The sequence below is a fragment of the Flavobacterium fryxellicola genome (assembly GCF_900143245.1).
In the GTDB taxonomy this organism is placed as follows: Bacteria; Bacteroidota; Bacteroidia; order Flavobacteriales; family Flavobacteriaceae; genus Flavobacterium; species Flavobacterium fryxellicola.
In genome coordinates, this window is sequence record NZ_FRDK01000001.1 from 243,342 (window position 1) to 262,703 (window position 19,362).

Below are 19,362 nucleotides of genomic sequence, written 5' to 3' on the forward strand. Positions count from 1 at the left end.
TGTGAATCATTTCCAAGATTTGAAAATGATATATTGTTTTAAAAAACTATTTAGACTGCTGGTGGAGCACGAAGCGCAAAAAGGCTTCCTTTAAAGAATTGCGTGATTTCTTTGGAATCAAAATCAGCGTTGTTTGGGTATAATTCTAATGATTTTAATTCAAAAGTAGGAAAAACTAAAAATGTAAAGCTGCCTAATTTATAAGCACAGATTCCACAAAAATCAAAATTGTGATGCTGATGCGTTATTTCTGCAGTAGAATTTTTCTCATGAACGCATTGAATTTCAGAAAGTTGTTTTGCTATATGCTCGTATTTATGCACCGACTGAAACAGCATCGAAAGCAATACTGTCAGCGTTAGCACGAGACTAAATATAGAAAATTTCTTTTTCATCTTTGGCAAATATAGCGATACTGAAATAAAAATCCATTTGTTTTTACAAAATATGCATTTCATAAAAACAAATGGATTTAAAAAATTATGCCCAAAAACCAAATTCTAGTTTCTTAAAGAGCAACAAAATAAGGCTGTTTTCAACCTCAAAAGCACTACGCCAATCCCTTTGCAATCAAATATTCAGCAATTTGTATGGTGTTTGTCGCCGCTCCTTTTCTTAAGTTATCCGCTACAATCCACATATTCAAGGTGTTTTCTTGGCTTTCATCCCGACGAATTCTACCTACAAAAACAGCATCTTTTCCTTGTGCATACATTGGCATTGGATACGTATAGGTGTCGTTATTGTCCTGAACTACCACACCATCAGTATGATGCAAAATATTCCTTACCTCATCTACGTCAAAATCATTCGAGAATTCTACGTTTACCGCTTCACTATGTCCGCCTACAATGGGCACACGAACCGCAGTCGCGGTCACAGCAATGGTATTGTCGCTCAATATTTTTTTAGTTTCACGAACCAGTTTCATCTCTTCCTTAGTGTATCCATTTTCTTCGAAAGAATCACATTGTGGAATCGCATTTCTATGAATTGGGTATTTATAAGCCATTTCTCCTGCAACACCTGCGTATTCATTTTCCAATTGTTGCACTGCTTTTACACCTGTTCCAGTAATGGATTGGTAGGTGGAAACAATGACACGTTTGATATTGTATTTTTTGTGCAAAGGAGCCAAAACCAGTACCATTTGGATCGTAGAACAGTTTGGATTTGCAATGATTTTATCTTCTTTTGTTAATTCGCTAGCATTGATTTCTGGCACAATTAATTTTTTAGTTGGATCCATTCTCCAAGCTGATGAGTTATCAATAACCGTTGTTCCTGCTGCTGCAAACTTTGGAGCCCATTCTAATGAAGTTTCCCCGCCTGCAGAGAACAAAGCAATATCTGCTTTCATATCTACTGCTGTTTGCAAACCCACAACTGTAAGCATATCTCCATTATAATCTATTTGCTTGCCAACAGATCTTTCTGATGCAACAAGAATCAATTCGTCATTTTTACCAATGAAATTTCTTTCTGCTAAAACTTTCAACATTACTTCGCCGACCATTCCGGTAGCACCAACAACTGCTATTTTCATAGTATATTTTTAGTATTGAATATTAAATTTGAATCACAAAAGTAACTAATATTGAAATTAAAACAATCAGCTTCACAAAAAATAACAAAATGTTATATTTATAACGTTTAGTAAAAGAAATGAAAATCAGGAGTGAAATTTTTTCAAGGAATTATTTCTTTTTAATTTCAAAATCTTGTTAAATACCGTTTTATATAGATTTTGGAACCATTAAGAAATTAAGAAAATTAAATTTTAAAGTGCCTCTTACTGTATCTTAATTTCTTAATGGTAATAAAGCCGCTACTGTTCTAGAAGAACTTTTAAAGAAAAACCGCCTCAATTAAGAAGCGGTTTAGTCCTGAAACACATTCAGGATAAATTAGAATATATAATGTCACGGCAATTACTTTTTCAATAAATCTCTAATCTGAGTCAACAACTCTTCTTGTGTTGGTCCAGCAACTGCAGCAACCACAACCACTTCTTTTTTCTTCGCTTTTTCAGCAGCTCTTAAAACCACAAAAATGAAGAAAGCAATAATCACGAAATTAATAATGGCTTGTACCAGATTTCCATAAGTGATCACTGCCGCCCCTGCTGCTTTTGCTGCAGGTAAATCAGCATAACTATTACCGTCTAAAGTGATGAATTTCTGGGTAAAATCGATTCCACCAGTTATCAAACCTACAATTGGCATAATGATATCATCCACAGCGGATCCAACAATTTTACCAAATGCACCCGCTATAACAACTGCTGTTGCCAAACTTAAAACGTCTCCTTTCATTAAAGAAGCTTTAAAATCACTGAAAAATTTCATAATTTTCATTTTTGCTTATCCCTATTTTCATTAGTTATTCGCTAAAATAAATAAAAAATTAACATTTGTGTCTTTTATACTGAAAAAATAATGCTATCGAAAGAACACCCGTTTCACCCGTTGCGATATACTAGTAAGAATTTCATACGATATAGTGTTTAATTTTTGAGCCATATATGCCACCGTGGGGCTTTGACCAAAAACTATTACCGCATCGCCCTCTTTACAATCTATTCCAGTAACATCTACCATAAGCATGTCCATACATATACTGCCCAGAATACTTGCTTTCTCATTTTTGATGGTTACAAATCCTACGCCATTTCCCCAGCCTCTGGAAATCCCATCGGCATATCCAATAGGAATGGTAGCTACTTTTGTTGGCTTTTCAGCCATAAACTTCCTTCCATAACCCACACTTTCTCCCGCAGCAATAGTTCTTATTTGCGAGATAACGGATTTCAATGTACCTACATCTTCCAATTGTTTTTGTTCTTCGGGATCATTTGAAATTCCGTAAAGACCAATTCCCAACCGAACCATATCGTACTGTGATTCCTGAAAATTGCTAATACCCGAGGTATTCAAAATGTGTCGTAATGGTTTTATTTGTAATTCAGACATCAATCTAGAAGACAATTTTTCGAATAAAGCAATTTGTGAATGTGCAAAATCCATGTGTTCGAGAGCATCACTCGTCGCCAAATGTGACAAAATACTTTTTATTTGAACTGTATTATTTCCTTTGAGCGTTGCGATAAGCTCTTCTATAGTATTTTCTTCAAAGCCTAAGCGATGCATTCCCGTATCAAATTTAATATGAATTGGAAACTGCTCTAAGTTTTTTTGTTTCGCTATTTTCAAAAAAGCATGCAACCCTTTCAAGCAGTAAATTTCTGGCTCTAACTGATGTTGAATAATGGCTGCAAAACTGGTATTCTCTGGATTGAGAACCATAATAGGTACATTTACACCGCCGTTTTTTAACGAAATTCCTTCATCGGCGAAAGCCACTCCTAAATAATCTACTTTATGATGTTGCAGCAATTTGGCAATCTCTAGTCCGCCGTTTCCATATCCAAAAGCCTTCACCATAACCATAATTTTGACCTTTGGCTTGAGCTTTGATTTAAAAAAATTTAAGTTATAACTGATGGCATTCAGGTTAATTTCCAGAACAGTTTCATGCGTTTTCTCTTCAAGTAAATAAACGATTTCTTCAAACTGGAAAGATCGCGCTCCTTTTATCAAAATAGTTTCATTACTGAAATCCAAGTTTTCAAAATCAGCAATAAATGCAGCAGTATTTTTAAAAGTGATACAGTTCGTAAATTTATCTTTGAACTCCGAAATTGTTTCTCCAATACCAATAACGCGATCTATTTTATTCGAGACAATTAACTGAGAAACTTTGGTATACAATTCGTTTTTAGACAATCCACTTTGGAAAATATCAGACAAAATAATTGTTTTCTTTTCATACTGCTTCTGACTTTCAAGAAAATCCAACGCAATCTTTAGCGATTGAAAATCGGAGCTGTAACTGTCATCGATAATACTGCAATTATTGATTCCGTTCTTGACTTTTAATCGCATTTCGACTGGATACAATAGTTGCATTCGGTTTTGAATGGTACTTATATCGTATTTAAAATACAATAATACCATAAGACACGAGCTTGCATTTTCTACTGATGCCGCATCTTGAAACGGAATTTTTACATCAAAATTTTCTTCTCCGAATTGAACATTCAAAATAGTATCGTCCAAAACCCTATTTTTAACAATAAAAACATCTGCCTCTTTGCTGACAAAACTCCAGGTAAATGCCTTAGTTTTTGGAAAAACAAAAGAATCCACCCTGTTATCGATTTGGAAAATGATGACCTTCGAATTTTTAAAAAGCGACATTTTCTCCTTTATTTTCTCTTCCACATTTAAAAAACCTTGGTCATGTGCTGAACCTATATTGGTAAGAACTCCAACGGTAGGTTTGATAATTTCCTCTAATTTGGCCATTTCTGAACTAGTTGAAATACCTGCTTCGAAAATCCCTAAATTGTGTTTCTCATTGATTGCAATAACAGATAAGGGAACTCCAATTTGGGAATTATAACTTTTTGGACTCCGAATAACATTATAATCAGGACTTAATAAAAAATTTAGCCATTCCTTTACTATTGTTTTGCCGTTACTTCCTGTGAGTCCAATAATAGGAAAATCGAAAAAATCGCGGTAGTTTGCTGCAAATTGTTGCAAGGCTACTAAGGTATCGTCGACAATATAAAAATTAGCTTTAGTTTCACATTCGCTTGGGATGTGCGTCACTACAAAATTGTGAACACCAGTCACAATTAGATTCTTAATATAAAGGTGTGCATCAGTATTGGCTCCTACTAAGGCAAAAAATAAGGTTTGAGGACCATTTTGCAAAGACCGACTGTCAATAGAAACTGCATCTAATGCACTATTGTCTTGGCTTCCTAGGAATGTTGCAGGAATTTTTTGGATGCTATTTAGGATTTTCTGTCTCATGAAATTAGAAGAGATTGTGGTAAATTTCTTTTCTGGAAAGCAAGGGATTTACCGTTTATGCGTTTATAAAAATTTCTCAAAAATACCACTTCTTTTCAAAACGTAGGCTTAGATATACTTTAAATATAAGCAATCGCGTTTGTTTATGAAAAAGAAACAGTGGCAATAGCTTTACTAATTTTAGCAGATTACTTATATTTGTTTTTAGATAAAAATGAGTCCTTTTGAAAAAAATTCTCCCATCGTTTTCCTATATTTTCCACCCGATATTTATACCGGCAATGGCGACGCTGTTTTATCTTTTTTATAATGATGCTGATTTTGTAAGTCATGAAAAAATATTTGTTTTTTTTCAAGTTGTCATCGTCACAGTATTCATTCCCATCCTTGCATTTTTACTATTGCGAGCAACAGGGAACATAGATTCTGTAATGATTTCAAAAATATCGCAACGCAAAATCCCATTAATCATTCACTGTTTTTTGATTATTTTATTGGTTCGCAAGAGCATTACCATTGATCGCTATACCGAATTGCATTTTTTTTTATTGGGAGGACTTTTAAGTACTTTGTTAGCCTTGATTCTATTATTTGCTAATATTAAGGCGAGTCTTCACCTGATCGCCATTAGTTCTTTGACCGTTTTTATTATTGGCTTAAGCCTGCACCTTCGTATTCAGAGTATCTTCACGATTACAATTTTAATTCTCCTCAACGGGTTCATAGCTTCTTCACGGTTAGAAATGAAAGCGCATACCTATAAAGAACTGGTTATCGGTTTTTGTCTGGGCGCTATACCACAATTACTTTTGTTGGTTCTGTGGTTATAAAATGTAAAAAATAATTCCGAAATTTAATGACTTCATGTTAATGGATTCGCCATTTACCTTAGCAGATTGAAACAATGGGTTCAAACCATAATACAAATAAAGATTTATCGTGTTGTATCCTGATGAAACATACGCTCCATACTGAAATTTATTAAAATCTTTATTTCCAGTAACTTCGACTTTACCCGCATTGCTATCAAAAATAGACTTGTCATACAACAAATAACTGAACTTTATTCCGGTGTAAATTCTCCAGAATTTATGACTTTCATAAGTCGAGGTTCGCCACCTGAATTCAATAGGAACATCAATAGAAAGCATGGAAAACTTATTTTTCTTATACTTTGTTTCCTGATCAATAAGGGCATAAAACGGGGTTTCGGCTGTTGAAGAAATAGCCAAGTTCTGATTGTGATTCATGTAAGTAAAACCTATGCCGGAAGCAACAGCTATGGTTCTTTTCTTATTGATAGGCATGTCTCTTAAAAAACCTCCTGAAAATCCTGAAGAAAATTTACTTTGCGACAACCCTGCTGGTTTATCGGTAAGCGTATTGTATGTTATGGCAAAATAAAACTGATCTTCTCGGTACAAGGAATCGACTTTCAAAACAAGTGTATCTTGAGTTATTGTGTTTTCTTGGGAAAAAACAGGAGCAGCTAAAAGCAGCAGAAAACAACTAAGAAAAATTCGCATATTTTGATTGATTTAAATTGCTAAATGATTATTCCAAACACGGTCCGATTCTAATTCACATTATAACAATACAAATATAGGATTTTGACGGTTTTTTAAAGTGGTTTATAGACAAATAAACTTTTACTTTTATACTTTAAAAAAAATCTGATATAAAATGATGGAGATAACTTCTATTAGCACTGGGCAAGGCATTACCTCCGTTGATCCCACATAGGTAGTTTCATAACGAAATCGCTGCTTGGCATTGCATGCCAGATCCTTTTTTGTTTTATAGCGTAGTCAAACTAAAAAGTTTGTAACGCTATTTTAATTTTAAAGTAGGGATTAACTCCGTTGATCCCAGAGTGGGTGTCTCACAATGAAATAAATGCTTATCCTTTCATGCCAGATCCTTTTTTATAGCGTTGTCAAAATAAAACGTTTGCCCTGCTTAAATTAGGGATTAACTCCGTTGATCCCACAGAGGGCGTCCCACAAAGAAATAATGCTTGGCTTTGCAAGCCTGACCCTTTTTTGTTTTAAAGCATAGTCAAACTAAAACGTTTGTCCCGCTTTAAAACAAAAAATGCTCCCCTTTCAGGAAGCATTTTTTCTTTGCAGAGAGGAAGGGATTCGAACCCTCGATATGTTGCCATATACACGCTTTCCAAGCGTGCGCCTTCAGCCACTCGGCCACCTCTCTATTTTATTAAGGCTGCAAAGAACAAGAAAAAAAATGAGTTTCGAAAGTAAAAAATCAATATTATGCGATTTCACCTCGTAAAGAAGTTTCAAAGACGTCTTTAAAGTCTTTTGCTTCTGTTTTTTGACCCAATAAAAACATTAATTTTGTTATTGCTGCTTCGGTAGTGATGTCTTTTCCAGAAATCACTCCTATTTCTTTCATTCCGGTGCTGGTTTCATATTGTCCCATGTTCACACTTCCGCCGGAACATTGTGTCACATTGATTATATGTAAACCTTCGGAGATTGCTTTTTTTAATACGTGTAAAAACCAATCTTCGGTAGGGGCATTTCCAGCTCCATAGGTTTCTAAAACAATTCCTTTAAGACCCGGAATACCTAGAATAGCGGATAAAACGGCTTCGCTGATACCTGGAAACATTTTTATAATAGCCACATTAGTATCTAAGGTTTTATGTACAATAAATTCCCTATTTATATTTTTAGGCAAAAACAATTCTGGATTCAAATTTAAATGCACTCCAGATTCGACCAATTCAGGATAATTTGGAGATGTAAATGCTTTGAAATGTTCCGCATTTATCTTTGTAGTTCGATTGCCTCTGTATAATTTATATTCAAAATAGAGACATACTTCGTTGATAACAGGCCCTTCATTATCTCGTAACGAAGCGATTTGAATTGCAGTGATTAGGTTTTCTTTAGCATCAGTACGCAAGTCTCCAATTGGCAATTGAGAACCCGTAAAAATAACTGGCTTTGCTAAATTTTCGAGCATAAAACTTAATGCTGATGCGGAATAAGACATGGTATCTGACCCGTGCAATACAACAAACCCATCAAATTCTACATAATTATCGGCAATAATAGCAGCTATTTTAGACCATTCTTCAGGATTCATATTGGAAGAGTCGATGGGATTTTCGAACGAAATAGTTTCTATTTCACAGTCCAATTGTTTCAATTCTGGAATTCGCTGTAATAATTTACTAAAATTAAATGCTTTCAGCGCTCCTGTTTCAAAATCTTTCCTCATCCCAATGGTTCCACCGGTGTAGATCAAAAGTATTTTAGCTTTATACAACATCGTGGTATTTTAACTTGTTCACAACTGGATTGGCATACATGGCCAGAAAACCATCCAAAGCCACTGGATTATCATGGTCAATGCGCATTTCTAGTCGGCGTTCGAATAATGATTTTTCATTTTCAGTGTATAAATGCGAACAGCGGTTCGTTTTATGTACGATATCATACGCAATAAAATTGGTAGGCCACAACTCGTAATTCCCTAATATGGCATCATCAATTACTTGTGCTACGGCAACTATCTGCTTATTTGTACTGTCATTTTCGGCTTTAATTCCATCTATTTCAGTATCGAGAACTTTCCCTACATGAATGTGAATTCGTTTCTTTTGCCCTAAGGCACCACTAAGAATAGTCATGAAATCTTCATTTTTTTCTTTGATGTATACTTCATTATTGGCTTCAGCCATTAGTTGTGGCATTTTCAAAGCATCAGTAGGATCATATTCGTATGAAATAGAGACGGGTACAATTTTTATTTTTCTGAAATAATCCATCAAATTCTTTTCATCTGAGCCCATTCCTAGCATTTTTAAAATACCAGGATTGGTTTCGTCTTTGCCATCTTTCGTTCTACCTTCGCGTTGTGCGATCCAAACCGAACGATTTTCGTGAAGTAATAAATCACCAATATATTCGGAGAGCAGCTTTGAACTTTGCAACATTTCCCTTGGCGTTAAGCCCCGCTGCACCAGAAAGTTCCGATTTAGTTTCGCTAATGTATTCAAAAATGATTTTTTGACTAAATTATCTCCAATTGCTGAAGCAGTCATCACTAAACCATGCTCAAAGAGTGCCGTGTTCAATAATGTGGTATCCAAAAGAATATCACGATGGTTCGAAATGAACAAATAAGAGGTGTTTGGCTGTAAGTTTTCAAAACCAGAAGTCGTCAAACCATCAGAGCTTTTTTCCAATACTCTTTGCACGGATTGATAAATGAAATTACACTGAAAATCTCGAATAGAATGTGTTTTTCGAAGTTGCTCTTTCCAAACTTCGTCTGCTACGCCAGGAAAAGTAAAATTCATCAATGCTTTCATCATTGGATGATTAACAACATTCTGAAGTGCTTCGTTTATCTCGGAATTATAAAATGGCCGAATAGCGTCAAATTTCTGCATTGGGGTTCTCAATTTTTATGATGGCAAATGAACAAAAAAAATATCAAAATAATGTGAATTCTGTTTTAAATCCCAAAAATAGCTTTAGAATTCTCCGTAGTTATACTAGCGATTTCATTTTCCGACAGATCATAAATCTGGGATAACTTGGCCACCACTTTCACAATATAACTACTTTCATTTCTTTTGCCTCGATACGGAATAGGAGCTAAATAAGGAGAATCCGTCTCTAGAACAATGTGCTGTAAATCAATTTGCTTCAAGAACTGGTCGATCTTTCCATTTTTAAAAGTTACTACACCGCCTATTCCTAGCTTCATATTATACGAAATCGCCTGTAATGCCTGTTCATGCGTACCCGAAAAACAATGAAAAATACCAAATAATTCAGGTGATTTTTCTTCCTCTAAAATTTCAAATATTTCATCAAATGCGTCTCGACAATGGATAACAATGGGTAATTTATAGTCTTTCGCTAGTTGTATTTGCCTTTTGAAAGCAATTTGCTGCTCCTTAAGATGGGTTTTATCCCAATATAAATCGATTCCGATTTCGCCTATCGCATAAAATTTTCTTTTGGCCAATTCGTTTTCCACATGCTGTACCTCTTCAAGATAGTTATCTTTAACATAAGTGGGATGCAAACCCATCATCAAGAATACAGTATCAGGATGCTTTTTTTCCAAATCATACATCAATTCAGTACAGGTAGAATCGATTGCGGGAATAAAAAAACGCGAAACACCAGCATCAAGCGCACGCTGTATCATTTCATCTCGGTCTTGATCAAATTCTTCGCTGTACAGGTGTGTGTGGGTATCGGTAAGTATTACTTTTGTTTCCAAGTGTATCGTTTAAGGACACAAAATTACAAGAATAAAAGTTGGCGAAAAAATGGTTTTAAAAAGATTCGTTGGATTCCTTCACAAACTCCATGTATCTTTGCGAAACATAAAAAAGTTACTGAAATAAATTCAGCTTAAATGAAAAACCTCCACACTGTCCTTAAAAAGGAAAATTATAAAAAAGTAAAATTTAAAATCACTAAAACACAGCATCTTTTAATAAGAGCAAAAATTAATGGTGTGGTTGGTAATTTTATTTTGGACACTGGAGCGTCAAACAGTTGTGTGGGATTTGAGAGTGTTGATTTATTTCTCTTAGAAGCTAAAAAATCTAAGACTAAAGCTTCAGGAGCAGGTGCAACTGGAATGACCACGCAACTCGCTTTAAAAAATCAATTACAACTTGGTTCATGGAAAGATACAAACTTTGAACTTGTAATTTTTGATTTGTCTCACGTCAATGAAGCGTTAGTGCAACATAAGTCCAAACCAGTGCATGGAATTATAGGAGCTGACATTTTGATGAAAGGCAAAGCGATTGTAGACTATTACAACCATTGTTTGTATTTGTTGAAACAATAGAAATCTCAAAAAATAAAAATCCCAAATTCCAATTTAAGGAGTTTGGGATTTTTATTTGTAAAAAACCTATGAGGTTTCGAAAACCTCATAGGTTTATAATATAAAATTACAATTCGAATGCTTTTTTAGGGTTGTTATCTAACAGCAATTCCATAGGATTCTCTAAAGCTTCTTTCACAGCCACTAAGAAACCTACAGACTCACGACCGTCAATAATTCGGTGATCATAAGAGAGCGCTACGTACATCATTGGGTGAATTTCCACTTTTCCGTTTACGGCAATTGGACGTTCAATAATATTGTGCATTCCCAAAATTCCTGATTGCGGCGGATTGATAATTGGAGTAGACAACATACTTCCAAAAACACCACCATTGGTAATCGTAAAAGTTCCACCTGTCATATCATCAACTGTGATTTGGCCATCACGTGCTTTGATCGCTAATCTTTTAATATCAGCTTCAACGCCACGGAAAGTAAGGTTTTCAGCATTACGAACTACAGGAACCATTAAACCTTTAGGTCCGGAAACCGCAATGGAAATGTCGCAAAAATCGAACGCAATTTTGTGATCACCATCCATCATAGAGTTTACATCTGGAAATAATTTTAAGGCTCTGGTTACTGCTTTGGTAAAGAAAGACATGTATCCTAAACCTACTCCACCATGCTTTGCTTTAAACGCATCTTTGTATTCATTACGAATCAAATTGATTGGGGTCATGTTCACTTCGTTGAACGTAGTCAACATGGCCGTTTCGTTTTTAGCAGCAACCAATCGCTCCGCTACTTTACGACGCAACATAGATAATTTAGTACGCTCCGTTCCACGAGAACCACCTGTAGGAGTTCCCATTGAAGGCACTGCATTTACAGCATCATCTTTAGTTATTCGTCCGTCTTTTCCAGTTCCTGAAAGGGAAGCTGGCGTTATGTTTTTTTCCTCTAATATTTTTCTTGCTGCTGGAGAAGGTGTTCCTGCGGCATAAGTTGCTGCTGGAGCTACTGGAGCCGCTTTCGGTGCTTCAACTTTAGCTTCTGTTTTTGGGGCTTCTGCTTTTGGGGCTTCTGCAACGGCTGCGTCACCTGCGGGTTTAGCTGCGTCGGTATCAATATGACAAACGACTGCTCCTACTGCTACAGCATCGCCTTCTTCTGCTTTCAAAGTAATGATTCCGCTGGCTTCTGCAGGCAATTCTAATGTTGCTTTATCAGAATCAACCTCAGCAATGGCTTGGTCTTTCTCTACATAATCTCCATCTTTTACCAACCAAGTTGCAATTTCAACTTCCTTTATAGATTCCCCCGGTGATGGGACTTTCATTTCTAAAATCATGTTCTATTATTTTAAATTATGAATTTTAAGTTTTAAATTGTTCTGAAACAATCTATGTTTGTTATATGTGCTATTTTTTAGCCCTGATGGCAACGGCATCCTTTTTCTTCCGCTTTTTTCAGCGGAGAAAAAGATATAGTGAACAGCAGGAAATAGCTCCTAAAAATATCTATTTTGATGCGATTGCTTCGTTTACCGCAATGACTATCTGTACAAATTTTTATCAAAAATCATTCGTAAAGCATCTGCCTGACGGCGTTTTGCTCTTGTATAACTTCCTGAGGCAGGAGCTGCGTATGCTTTTAACGATGCTAATCTCCATTTTACTAAATCGAAATTCATCAACATGAAACTATAGGCTCCCATATTTTTAGGCTCTTCTTGTGCCCAAACATAATCGTCAGCATTTGGATATTTAGCAATAATATCTTTTAATTGCTCCACAGGCAATGGAAATAATTGTTCGATTCTGACTACCGCTACATCATTTCTACCAAGATTTTCTCTTTCAGCGGTAATGTCGTAGTAGAATTTTCCGGTACAGAAAACTAGTGTTTTTACCTCCTCTTTATTCACCGTACTGTCATCAAAAGTTTCTTGAAAAGTACCCGTTGCAAACTCTTCAACTGTAGAAACCACTCTTGGATCACGCAACAAACTTTTTGGTGTAAATACAATAAGTGGTTTACGGAAAGTTGTTTTCATTTGTCTTCTTAGCAAGTGATAGAAGTTGGCTGGTGTTGTACAATCGGCAACATACATATTATGTCTGGCACAAAGTTGTAAAAAGCGCTCCATTCTAGCAGAAGAATGCTCTGCTCCCTGTCCTTCATATCCATGAGGCAACAACAAAACAATTCCGTTCTGGTTGTTCCATTTATCTTCTCCACAAGAGATGTATTGGTCAATCATGATTTGGGCTCCATTACCAAAATCTCCAAACTGAGCTTCCCAAATGGTAAGGGTATTTGGATTGGCCAAGGCATAACCATAATCAAATCCTAAAACACCATATTCAGATAAAAGTGAATTGAATATATTAAATTTACCCGTTGCACCTTCTAGGCTACTGATCAATGTTACTTCCTCTTCTGAATCTTCTACTTTAACAACCGCATGACGGTGAGAGAAGGTCCCGCGCTCCACATCTTGTCCGGAAATACGAACATCATATCCCTCTTTTAACAAGGAACCATAAGCTAAATGTTCGGCCATAGCCCAATCCAACTTGTTCGTTTCGAAAAACATTGTTTTTCTATCATTGATCAGTTTTTGAATTTTGCTGATGAATTTTTTATCTGCAGGTAGGTTACAAATAGCATTTGCCACCTCCGTAAGACCAGCTATGGGGAACGTAGTATCTACTTTTTTTAGCATTTCAACATCAGAAACTTGCTCGAAACCTTTCCATTCATTTTTCATGAATGGCGTAATTATGGTTACATCCTTCTTGCGAGATTCTTCTAAATTCACCTCTAATTTTGATTTGTATTCGTGCTCTAATCCTTTTACAAAAGTGTTGTCAATTACTCCATCTGCAAGTAATTTTTCCATGTAAATATCTCTTGGATTTTTGTGTTTAGCAATGATTTTATACAATACGGGTTGTGTAAAACGAGGTTCATCCCCTTCGTTGTGCCCGTATTTTCTATACCCTAATAAATCAATAAACACATCGCGACCAAATTCCATTCTAAAATCCAATGCAAATGACATGGCGTGTACTACGGCTTCAGCGTCATCTGCATTTACGTGCAGCACTGGAGAAAGCGTTACTTTAGCAATATCCGTGCAATAGGTAGATGACCGTGCATCAAGGTAATTAGTGGTAAATCCTACTTGATTATTAATTACAATATGAATGGTACCACCTGTTTTATAACCGTCCAGTTGCGCCATTTGTACAATTTCATACAAAATTCCCTGACCTGCAATTGCGGCATCCCCGTGAACGGCGATTGGCAATACTTTAGAGAAATCATTTGGGAAGTATTTGTCTTGTTTTGCCCTTGTGATTCCTTCGATTACAGCACCTACTGTTTCAAGGTGCGAAGGGTTAGGAGCCAAATTAATATTGATTTTTTTACCTGTACTACTTACTTTATCAGCCGTTAGCCCCAAGTGGTACTTTACATCCCCATCAAAATATTCTTGATCGTAATCTTTACCGTCAAACTCGCCGAAAATGTCTTGCGTTGACTTGCCAAAAATATTGGCCAAAACATTCAACCGACCACGGTGTGCCATTCCCATTACAAATTGTTCTACCCCTTTTTCAGCTGCTTTTTCTATTAAAGCATCCAAAGCTGGAATAATTGATTCTCCACCTTCAAGTGAAAAACGTTTTTGACCTACATATTTTGTGTGCAAAAAGTTTTCAAAAGAAACAGCTTGGTTCAATTTATTCAGAATTGATTTTTTTTCATCTGAAGAAAAATTAGGCTGATTGTCGTTGACCCCTAATTTTTTCTGAATCCATTCTACAATTTCTGGCTTGCGGATGTACATGTACTCCACCCCAATATGCTGACAATATATAGTTTCAAGGTGAGCTATAATTTCCTGAAGGGTACACGGTTGTCTATTAATGGCCTTTGCGGCGTCAAACACAGTGTTCAAATCTGTGGAGGAAAGTCCAAAATTAGTGATTTCAAGTGTTGGCGATGTAGTACGTCTTTCTCGAACCGGATTTGTTTTAGTAAACAAATGGCCGCGGGAACGATATCCATCAATCAATTTCAATACATTGAACTCTTTTTGAAGTTTATCAGAGACCAAGCTTACATCTGTATTATTAGAGGCAAAATTTGCTATTTGTTCGACCGGATTTTCCTCATTGTAAGTCGTCATCCCAAAGTCAAAACCTTGAAAAAAACTTCTCCAACTTGGCTCTACGCTATCTGGATTCTCTAAATATTGATCGTATAATTGTGCGAAAAATTCTGTGTGTGCTGCGTTTAAAAATGAAAACCTATCCATAATGTTTAGTGAATATACCTTTTTTGTTAAAATAGTTTCGCAAAAGTACGATAATACAATAAATTTCTAATTTATTTTAAGATACTTTTACATTGAATATTGTTAAAAAACTAGAAACTTATGACAAAGAATTGCTTTTTGAATTATTCCAAATCATTTTTGGTGATAATCACTGTGTTTTTTTCAAGTTGTCTCTTTGCACAACAAAATGATGTGCCTGTGCAATTGGAAAATCAGTTTTGGAGAAATGTACAATTTGGAGGTGGTATCGGCTTAGGTTTTGGCTCAGGCTATACCGATATTTCAGTGGCGCCAAGTGTCATTTATAATTTCAATGAATATGTCGCTTTAGGTGTTGGGTTACAGTACAAATATTTAAAACAAAAGGATTTTTACGCTTCGCATTTATATGGAGGAAGTGTAATAGGTCTTTTTAATCCCCTACCTGAAATCCAACTTTCGGCTGAACTAGAACAATTAAGAGTGAATGTAAATTTAGATGGATCCAATAGCAATTCAGAAAATTACTGGAATACAGCATTATTTATAGGCGCTGGTTATCGATCTGGAAATGCCACAATTGGCGCCCGTTACAATGTTTTGACGGATAAAAACAATATATACGGCAGCGCATTTATGCCTTTTATCAGATTCTACTTTTAAATACATCCCATGAAAAAAATCATATTTTTACTTTCAATTTTATTTATAAATTTAAGTTTTGCGCAAAACTCTATTTTACAATCTGGCCCTATGGTAGGCTATTGTGAAATGAAAGAAGCTGTCATTTGGCTTCAAACCAATAAAAACGCTACTATCAAAGTAGAATACTCTACAACTGACAATCCGTCTAAAGTCTTTCATTCTGAGAATTACACTAGTTCAAAGGAGGTTGGATATACCTATCATATTATTTTAGACCAATTACAACCTGGCAAAAAATACAAGTACACTGTTTTCATAGATAACAAAAAAATAATCTTGCCTTACGAAACTTCTTTTTCATCAAAAAAATTATGGGAATGGCGCAAGGACGCTCCTGATTTTACAATTGCTTTTGGCAGTTGCATGTATATTAACGAACCCGAACTCGATAGGCCAGGAAAACCTTATGGTAGCGGATACACCATCTTTGAAAGCATTGCTAAAAAAAATCCAGATATCATGATTTGGGGCGGAGACAACACCTATTTAAGAGAATCGGATTGGGACAGTAAAACGGGGATTTATCACAGAAATACACACTCTAGATCGATTAAGGAAATTCAGCCTTTACTAGCAAAAACTCAAAATTTTGCTATTTGGGACGATCATGATTATGGACCAGACAACAGTGACCGTAGCTTTTATAACAAACAAAGTACTCAAAAAGCTTTTAAAGATTTTTGGGCGAATAAATACTACGGAATGAATCCAAATCAAAACGAAGGTGTTTTCTCTACTTTTACATGGGGAGACGCACAGTTTTTTCTAATCGACGGACGGTTTTTCAGGTCACCGGAAGCCCGAATTACAGGAGCTAAAACAATGTTAGGCACCACGCAGTTTGAATGGTTAATTGACGCATTAAGCGCATCGGAGGCGAGTTTTAAAATAGTGGTTATTGGTGGCCAAATTTTAAACACCGTACTCGATAGTGAAAACTACAGCCATTTTCCAGAAGAAAAAGAAAAACTACTCCAAGAAATTACAGCGAATAAGATTAAAGGTATTTTCTTTTTAAGTGGGGACAGGCATTTTGCTGAAATGTCAATGCTACCTAGAAATAACAGTTATCCCATTTATGACTGGACCGTTTCTCCATTAACATCTGGTGTTGCCTCTCAAAAGGTTTTAAGTGAAGATAATAAATACAAAGTTCCCGGAAGTGCCTTTGTACAGCATAATTTTGGTACCATCTCCTTTTTGGGTAACCAAGAAAACCGACAAATGAAACTTACTTTATTTGATGCAAACGGAAGTGAATTGTGGAACAAAACAATCTTAAAAAAGGAATTGCAATAACTAATACTTATTTCTAAACCATACTTTTTGCCATTCTCTTTTCAAAATTAAAAAGGCAACTTGCTCAGCGAGGATAACTAAATCAGAACCGTCTAGTTTTTTTATTTCCTCTTCGGATACATCTATGATATAAAGCAAATTGAGATATTCGGCAAACTTGTACTGAATAAGTCGGTAAATTTTTTCATGCAACTGCATTTTCAATTCCTCTGGAGTACTGCTCAAGGCAAGGTCGATTGCTTCATTAGCCAAATTGAAATCCTTGTTTATTTGTTCAATTAATTTCAAATATAAATTTTCACCTTCAGCTTCGGTAAGCAATAAATCGGTATTTTTTGGAACTATAAACATTTGATTTCAGATTGTAGATTAACGATTGTAGATTTCAGATTTGCATAAATAGCCTTAATTTTTGATTACAGAAACAAGACTATCTATTTAAGTAATGGCTCTTTTTATTAGTGGACTTTTCGATTTGCAGAAATTATTTCTAAATAACAAATGTACTATTGCTGAAATCTAAAGTCAAAAGTCTACAATTTATACTTTTCTTCCCATCAATCTTTGTCCAAACGCTTTTAGCATTTCCTTTTTATCGGCACTAATATTCATTTGATCCAAAGTTTGAAAAGCCTTCAACGTAAAATCTTGTATCGCATCCTGTGTTGCTTTTGAAGCACCCGATGTATCAAACAACGTTTTTACACGTGCTATTTTTTCGGTACTGTCCTCAGGCTGGATAGAAAATAAGTTTTTCAATTCCTCTGCTTCCTCTTGTTTTGAAAAAGCAACTGCTTTAAGATACAAATATGTTTTCTTGTTTTCTATAATATCGCCACCCACTTGCTTTCCAAAGGTTTCTGGATTGCCAAAAGCGTCCAGAAAATCATCCTGCAATTGAAAAGCCAAACCTAAATTCAGACCGAAGTCATATATTAAATTAGCGTTTTCAACAGAAGTTTCAGCAATAATAGCTCCCATTTTCATGGCTGCAGCAACGAGAACGGCTGTTTTATATTGAATCATTTTTAGGTATTCCGCAATAGTAACATCATTTCGTTTTTCAAAATCAACGTCCCATTGTTGTCCTTCGCAAACTTCAAGTGCTGTTTTACTAAATAATTTTGCTAAATCTCTAAAAACAGTTGGTTCATATTGCTCGAAATATTGGTATGCCAAGATTAGCATCGCATCTCCAGATAAAATCCCAGTATTTAAATTCCATTTTTCATGTACCGTTTCTTGTCCTCTTCGCAAAGGCGCATCATCCATAATATCATCATGAACTAAGGAGAAATTATGAAAAACTTCCACGGCCAATGCTGCCGGAAGTGCTTCCTTATAATCTGCATCAAAAATCTCCGCGGTCATTAATGTGAGGACTGGACGAATTCTTTTGCCGCCGAGATCCAAGATATAATGAATGGGCTCGTATAAATTTCTAGGCTCTTTGGTTTCATATTGTGATTGTAAATACGCTGAAAGAAACTCCTGATACTGATAAATGGTATGCATAGAACAAATTTTTCGGCTAATTTACAGTATTCAATTTGCATTACAAACTCCGTTTCAGTATCAAATGTTAAATAAATCAAAATACATTGGAAACTATTTTGGTATTCAAAGTTTCCATCTTACATTTGCATCCGAACTTTACCATTCAAAACCCTAATATTATCTTTTAAGCAAGTGTAAGCATCGTTTACCTTTACTACACCCAACGAATTATGAAAACCAAGTGGACCATTGACTCCAATCAATCTGATGTTTTGATTAAAATGAGACATTCGATAATTGCTTATTTAGCAGGATCAATAAACAAATTTAACGGCCACATTGATATTGAAAACAATGAAATCAAAGATGCCTCGATTGAATTTTTTTTGGATGTCAATACTAAAGATGCTAAACTAGAGCAGATTGACTCTCATTTAAAAATGAAAGATTTGTTTGATGTCACTGCATATCCCATCATTAGCTTTAAATCTACTTCATTCGAAAAAGTAACAAAAAACATAAATTTTTTAAAAGGAAATTTAACGATTAAGAACATTACTAAAGCAGTTGAATTAGACGCAGAATTTATTGGGATAAATGCATACAACGGTGATAAAAAAGCAGCATTTGAAATAACTGGAAAAATTAACCGTAAGGATTTTGACCTAACCTTTAATTCCTTCAATCAAAATAGCGGCTTGGCTTTGGGTCAGGACATTAAACTGATTGCTAACTTGGAATTTACAGTGTAAAGTGACAAGCTTAAGAAAAAGTTAAATAATTACAAATTTATCGGAAACTATTTTAGTG

Annotated in this window: 17 protein-coding genes and 1 tRNA gene; 5 read left to right on the forward strand and 13 right to left on the reverse strand. The window is 35.4% G+C overall.

Going from position 1 to position 19,362, the window contains the following annotated elements; all coding sequences use genetic code 11:
• Positions 1 to 50 precede the first annotated feature (50 nt).
• The 4 genes from BUA03_RS01055 to BUA03_RS01070 all read right to left on the reverse strand — a co-directional run bounded on the left by BUA03_RS01055 (position 51) and on the right by BUA03_RS01070 (position 4,883).
• Positions 51 to 395: a hypothetical protein gene (locus tag BUA03_RS01055; RefSeq protein ID WP_066079479.1), complete on the reverse strand. Its 345-nt coding sequence runs from the start codon at positions 393 to 395 to the stop codon at positions 51 to 53.
• Positions 396 to 550: 155 nt separating this feature from the next.
• Positions 551 to 1,546: an aspartate-semialdehyde dehydrogenase gene (locus BUA03_RS01060; RefSeq protein WP_066079476.1), complete on the reverse strand. Its 996-nt coding sequence runs from the start codon at positions 1,544 to 1,546 to the stop codon at positions 551 to 553.
• A 385-nt stretch (positions 1,547 to 1,931) separates the two neighbouring features.
• A complete protein-coding gene (gene mscL / locus BUA03_RS01065; RefSeq protein WP_066079616.1) occupies positions 1,932 to 2,348 on the reverse strand; it encodes a large conductance mechanosensitive channel protein MscL in 417 nt (138 codons plus the stop codon).
• 93 nt (positions 2,349 to 2,441) lie between these two features.
• On the reverse strand, positions 2,442 to 4,883 hold the full coding sequence (locus tag BUA03_RS01070; RefSeq protein WP_066079473.1) for a bifunctional UDP-N-acetylmuramoyl-tripeptide:D-alanyl-D-alanine ligase/alanine racemase: 2,442 nt from the start codon (positions 4,881 to 4,883) through the stop codon (positions 2,442 to 2,444).
• A gap of 224 nt (positions 4,884 to 5,107) precedes the next feature.
• On the opposite strand from BUA03_RS01070, the gene BUA03_RS01075 reads away from it, so the two are divergent.
• The gene (locus BUA03_RS01075) at positions 5,108 to 5,713 is read left to right on the forward strand and encodes a hypothetical protein (RefSeq protein WP_066079470.1); all 606 of its coding nucleotides are present in this window, start codon (positions 5,108 to 5,110) and stop codon (positions 5,711 to 5,713) included.
• On the opposite strand, the gene BUA03_RS01080 is transcribed toward BUA03_RS01075, so the two are convergent.
• From BUA03_RS01080 to BUA03_RS01100, 5 genes are all read right to left on the reverse strand, one after another.
• A complete protein-coding gene (locus tag BUA03_RS01080; RefSeq protein WP_066079467.1) occupies positions 5,708 to 6,409 on the reverse strand; it encodes a porin family protein in 702 nt (233 codons plus the stop codon). The two genes, BUA03_RS01075 and BUA03_RS01080, sit on opposite strands and share 6 nt — an antisense overlap.
• Before the next feature lie 600 nt (positions 6,410 to 7,009).
• A tRNA-Ser gene (locus BUA03_RS01085) sits at positions 7,010 to 7,094 on the reverse strand.
• Positions 7,095 to 7,154: 60 nt separating this feature from the next.
• Positions 7,155 to 8,183 carry an asparaginase gene (locus BUA03_RS01090; RefSeq protein ID WP_066079464.1) on the reverse strand — a complete coding sequence of 343 codons (1,029 nt, stop codon included), beginning with the start codon at positions 8,181 to 8,183 and terminating at the stop codon, positions 7,155 to 7,157.
• Positions 8,173 to 9,309, reverse strand: a complete 1,137-nt coding sequence (locus BUA03_RS01095; RefSeq protein ID WP_066079461.1) for a 1-acyl-sn-glycerol-3-phosphate acyltransferase — start codon at positions 9,307 to 9,309, stop codon at positions 8,173 to 8,175. Before BUA03_RS01095 ends, BUA03_RS01090 begins: the two co-directional genes overlap by 11 nt.
• A gap of 65 nt (positions 9,310 to 9,374) precedes the next feature.
• Positions 9,375 to 10,154, reverse strand: coding sequence for a TatD family hydrolase (locus BUA03_RS01100; protein ID WP_066079458.1), 780 nt, complete (start codon positions 10,152 to 10,154; stop codon positions 9,375 to 9,377).
• 138 nt (positions 10,155 to 10,292) lie between these two features.
• On the opposite strand from BUA03_RS01100, the gene BUA03_RS01105 reads away from it, so the two are divergent.
• Positions 10,293 to 10,736, forward strand: a complete 444-nt coding sequence (locus BUA03_RS01105) for a retropepsin-like aspartic protease (protein ID WP_066079455.1) — start codon at positions 10,293 to 10,295, stop codon at positions 10,734 to 10,736.
• A gap of 106 nt (positions 10,737 to 10,842) precedes the next feature.
• Here the strand turns inward: BUA03_RS01105 and odhB are convergent, their stop codons facing one another.
• Both odhB and BUA03_RS01115 read right to left on the reverse strand, forming a co-directional pair.
• The gene (gene odhB, locus BUA03_RS01110) at positions 10,843 to 12,072 is read right to left on the reverse strand and encodes a 2-oxoglutarate dehydrogenase complex dihydrolipoyllysine-residue succinyltransferase (RefSeq protein WP_066079450.1); all 1,230 of its coding nucleotides are present in this window, start codon (positions 12,070 to 12,072) and stop codon (positions 10,843 to 10,845) included.
• A 204-nt stretch (positions 12,073 to 12,276) separates the two neighbouring features.
• A complete protein-coding gene (locus tag BUA03_RS01115) occupies positions 12,277 to 15,051 on the reverse strand; it encodes a 2-oxoglutarate dehydrogenase E1 component (protein ID WP_066079448.1) in 2,775 nt (924 codons plus the stop codon).
• 120 nt (positions 15,052 to 15,171) lie between these two features.
• On the opposite strand from BUA03_RS01115, the gene BUA03_RS01120 reads away from it, so the two are divergent.
• Both BUA03_RS01120 and BUA03_RS01125 read left to right on the forward strand, forming a co-directional pair.
• On the forward strand, positions 15,172 to 15,714 hold the full coding sequence (locus tag BUA03_RS01120) for a hypothetical protein (RefSeq protein ID WP_066079445.1): 543 nt from the start codon (positions 15,172 to 15,174) through the stop codon (positions 15,712 to 15,714).
• Positions 15,715 to 15,723: 9 nt separating this feature from the next.
• Positions 15,724 to 17,055 (forward strand): alkaline phosphatase D family protein, encoded by a 1,332-nt coding sequence (locus BUA03_RS01125; protein ID WP_066079442.1) that lies wholly within the window; start codon positions 15,724 to 15,726, stop codon positions 17,053 to 17,055.
• Here the strand turns inward: BUA03_RS01125 and BUA03_RS01130 are convergent, their stop codons facing one another.
• Both BUA03_RS01130 and BUA03_RS01135 read right to left on the reverse strand, forming a co-directional pair.
• Complete coding sequence (locus BUA03_RS01130; RefSeq protein WP_066079438.1) at positions 17,056 to 17,406, reverse strand: hypothetical protein; 351 nt, start codon at positions 17,404 to 17,406, stop codon at positions 17,056 to 17,058.
• A 189-nt stretch (positions 17,407 to 17,595) separates the two neighbouring features.
• Positions 17,596 to 18,570 carry a polyprenyl synthetase family protein gene (locus BUA03_RS01135; RefSeq protein WP_066079435.1) on the reverse strand — a complete coding sequence of 325 codons (975 nt, stop codon included), beginning with the start codon at positions 18,568 to 18,570 and terminating at the stop codon, positions 17,596 to 17,598.
• Positions 18,571 to 18,782: 212 nt separating this feature from the next.
• Here BUA03_RS01135 and BUA03_RS01140 point away from each other — a divergent pair, with 212 nt between their 5' ends.
• The gene (locus BUA03_RS01140; RefSeq protein WP_066079433.1) at positions 18,783 to 19,304 is read left to right on the forward strand and encodes a YceI family protein; all 522 of its coding nucleotides are present in this window, start codon (positions 18,783 to 18,785) and stop codon (positions 19,302 to 19,304) included.
• The last annotated feature ends 58 nt before the right edge of the window (positions 19,305 to 19,362 follow it).

Coding starts and splice junctions, on each gene's coding strand:
- BUA03_RS01055 (WP_066079479.1), bottom strand. CDS start 395: ATGAAAAAGAAATTTTCTATATTTAGTCTCGTGCTAACGCTGACAGTA.
- BUA03_RS01060 (WP_066079476.1), bottom strand. CDS start 1,546: ATGAAAATAGCAGTTGTTGGTGCTACCGGAATGGTCGGCGAAGTAATG.
- mscL (WP_066079616.1), bottom strand. CDS start 2,348: ATGAAATTTTTCAGTGATTTTAAAGCTTCTTTAATGAAAGGAGACGTT.
- BUA03_RS01070 (WP_066079473.1), bottom strand. CDS start 4,883: ATGAGACAGAAAATCCTAAATAGCATCCAAAAAATTCCTGCAACATTC.
- BUA03_RS01080 (WP_066079467.1), bottom strand. CDS start 6,409: ATGCGAATTTTTCTTAGTTGTTTTCTGCTGCTTTTAGCTGCTCCTGTT.
- BUA03_RS01090 (WP_066079464.1), bottom strand. CDS start 8,183: ATGTTGTATAAAGCTAAAATACTTTTGATCTACACCGGTGGAACCATT.
- BUA03_RS01095 (WP_066079461.1), bottom strand. CDS start 9,309: ATGCAGAAATTTGACGCTATTCGGCCATTTTATAATTCCGAGATAAAC.
- BUA03_RS01105 (WP_066079455.1), top strand. CDS start 10,293: ATGAAAAACCTCCACACTGTCCTTAAAAAGGAAAATTATAAAAAAGTA.
- odhB (WP_066079450.1), bottom strand. CDS start 12,072: ATGATTTTAGAAATGAAAGTCCCATCACCGGGGGAATCTATAAAGGAA.
- BUA03_RS01115 (WP_066079448.1), bottom strand. CDS start 15,051: ATGGATAGGTTTTCATTTTTAAACGCAGCACACACAGAATTTTTCGCA.
- BUA03_RS01120 (WP_066079445.1), top strand. CDS start 15,172: ATGACAAAGAATTGCTTTTTGAATTATTCCAAATCATTTTTGGTGATA.
- BUA03_RS01125 (WP_066079442.1), top strand. CDS start 15,724: ATGAAAAAAATCATATTTTTACTTTCAATTTTATTTATAAATTTAAGT.
- BUA03_RS01130 (WP_066079438.1), bottom strand. CDS start 17,406: ATGTTTATAGTTCCAAAAAATACCGATTTATTGCTTACCGAAGCTGAA.
- BUA03_RS01135 (WP_066079435.1), bottom strand. CDS start 18,570: ATGCATACCATTTATCAGTATCAGGAGTTTCTTTCAGCGTATTTACAA.
- BUA03_RS01140 (WP_066079433.1), top strand. CDS start 18,783: ATGAAAACCAAGTGGACCATTGACTCCAATCAATCTGATGTTTTGATT.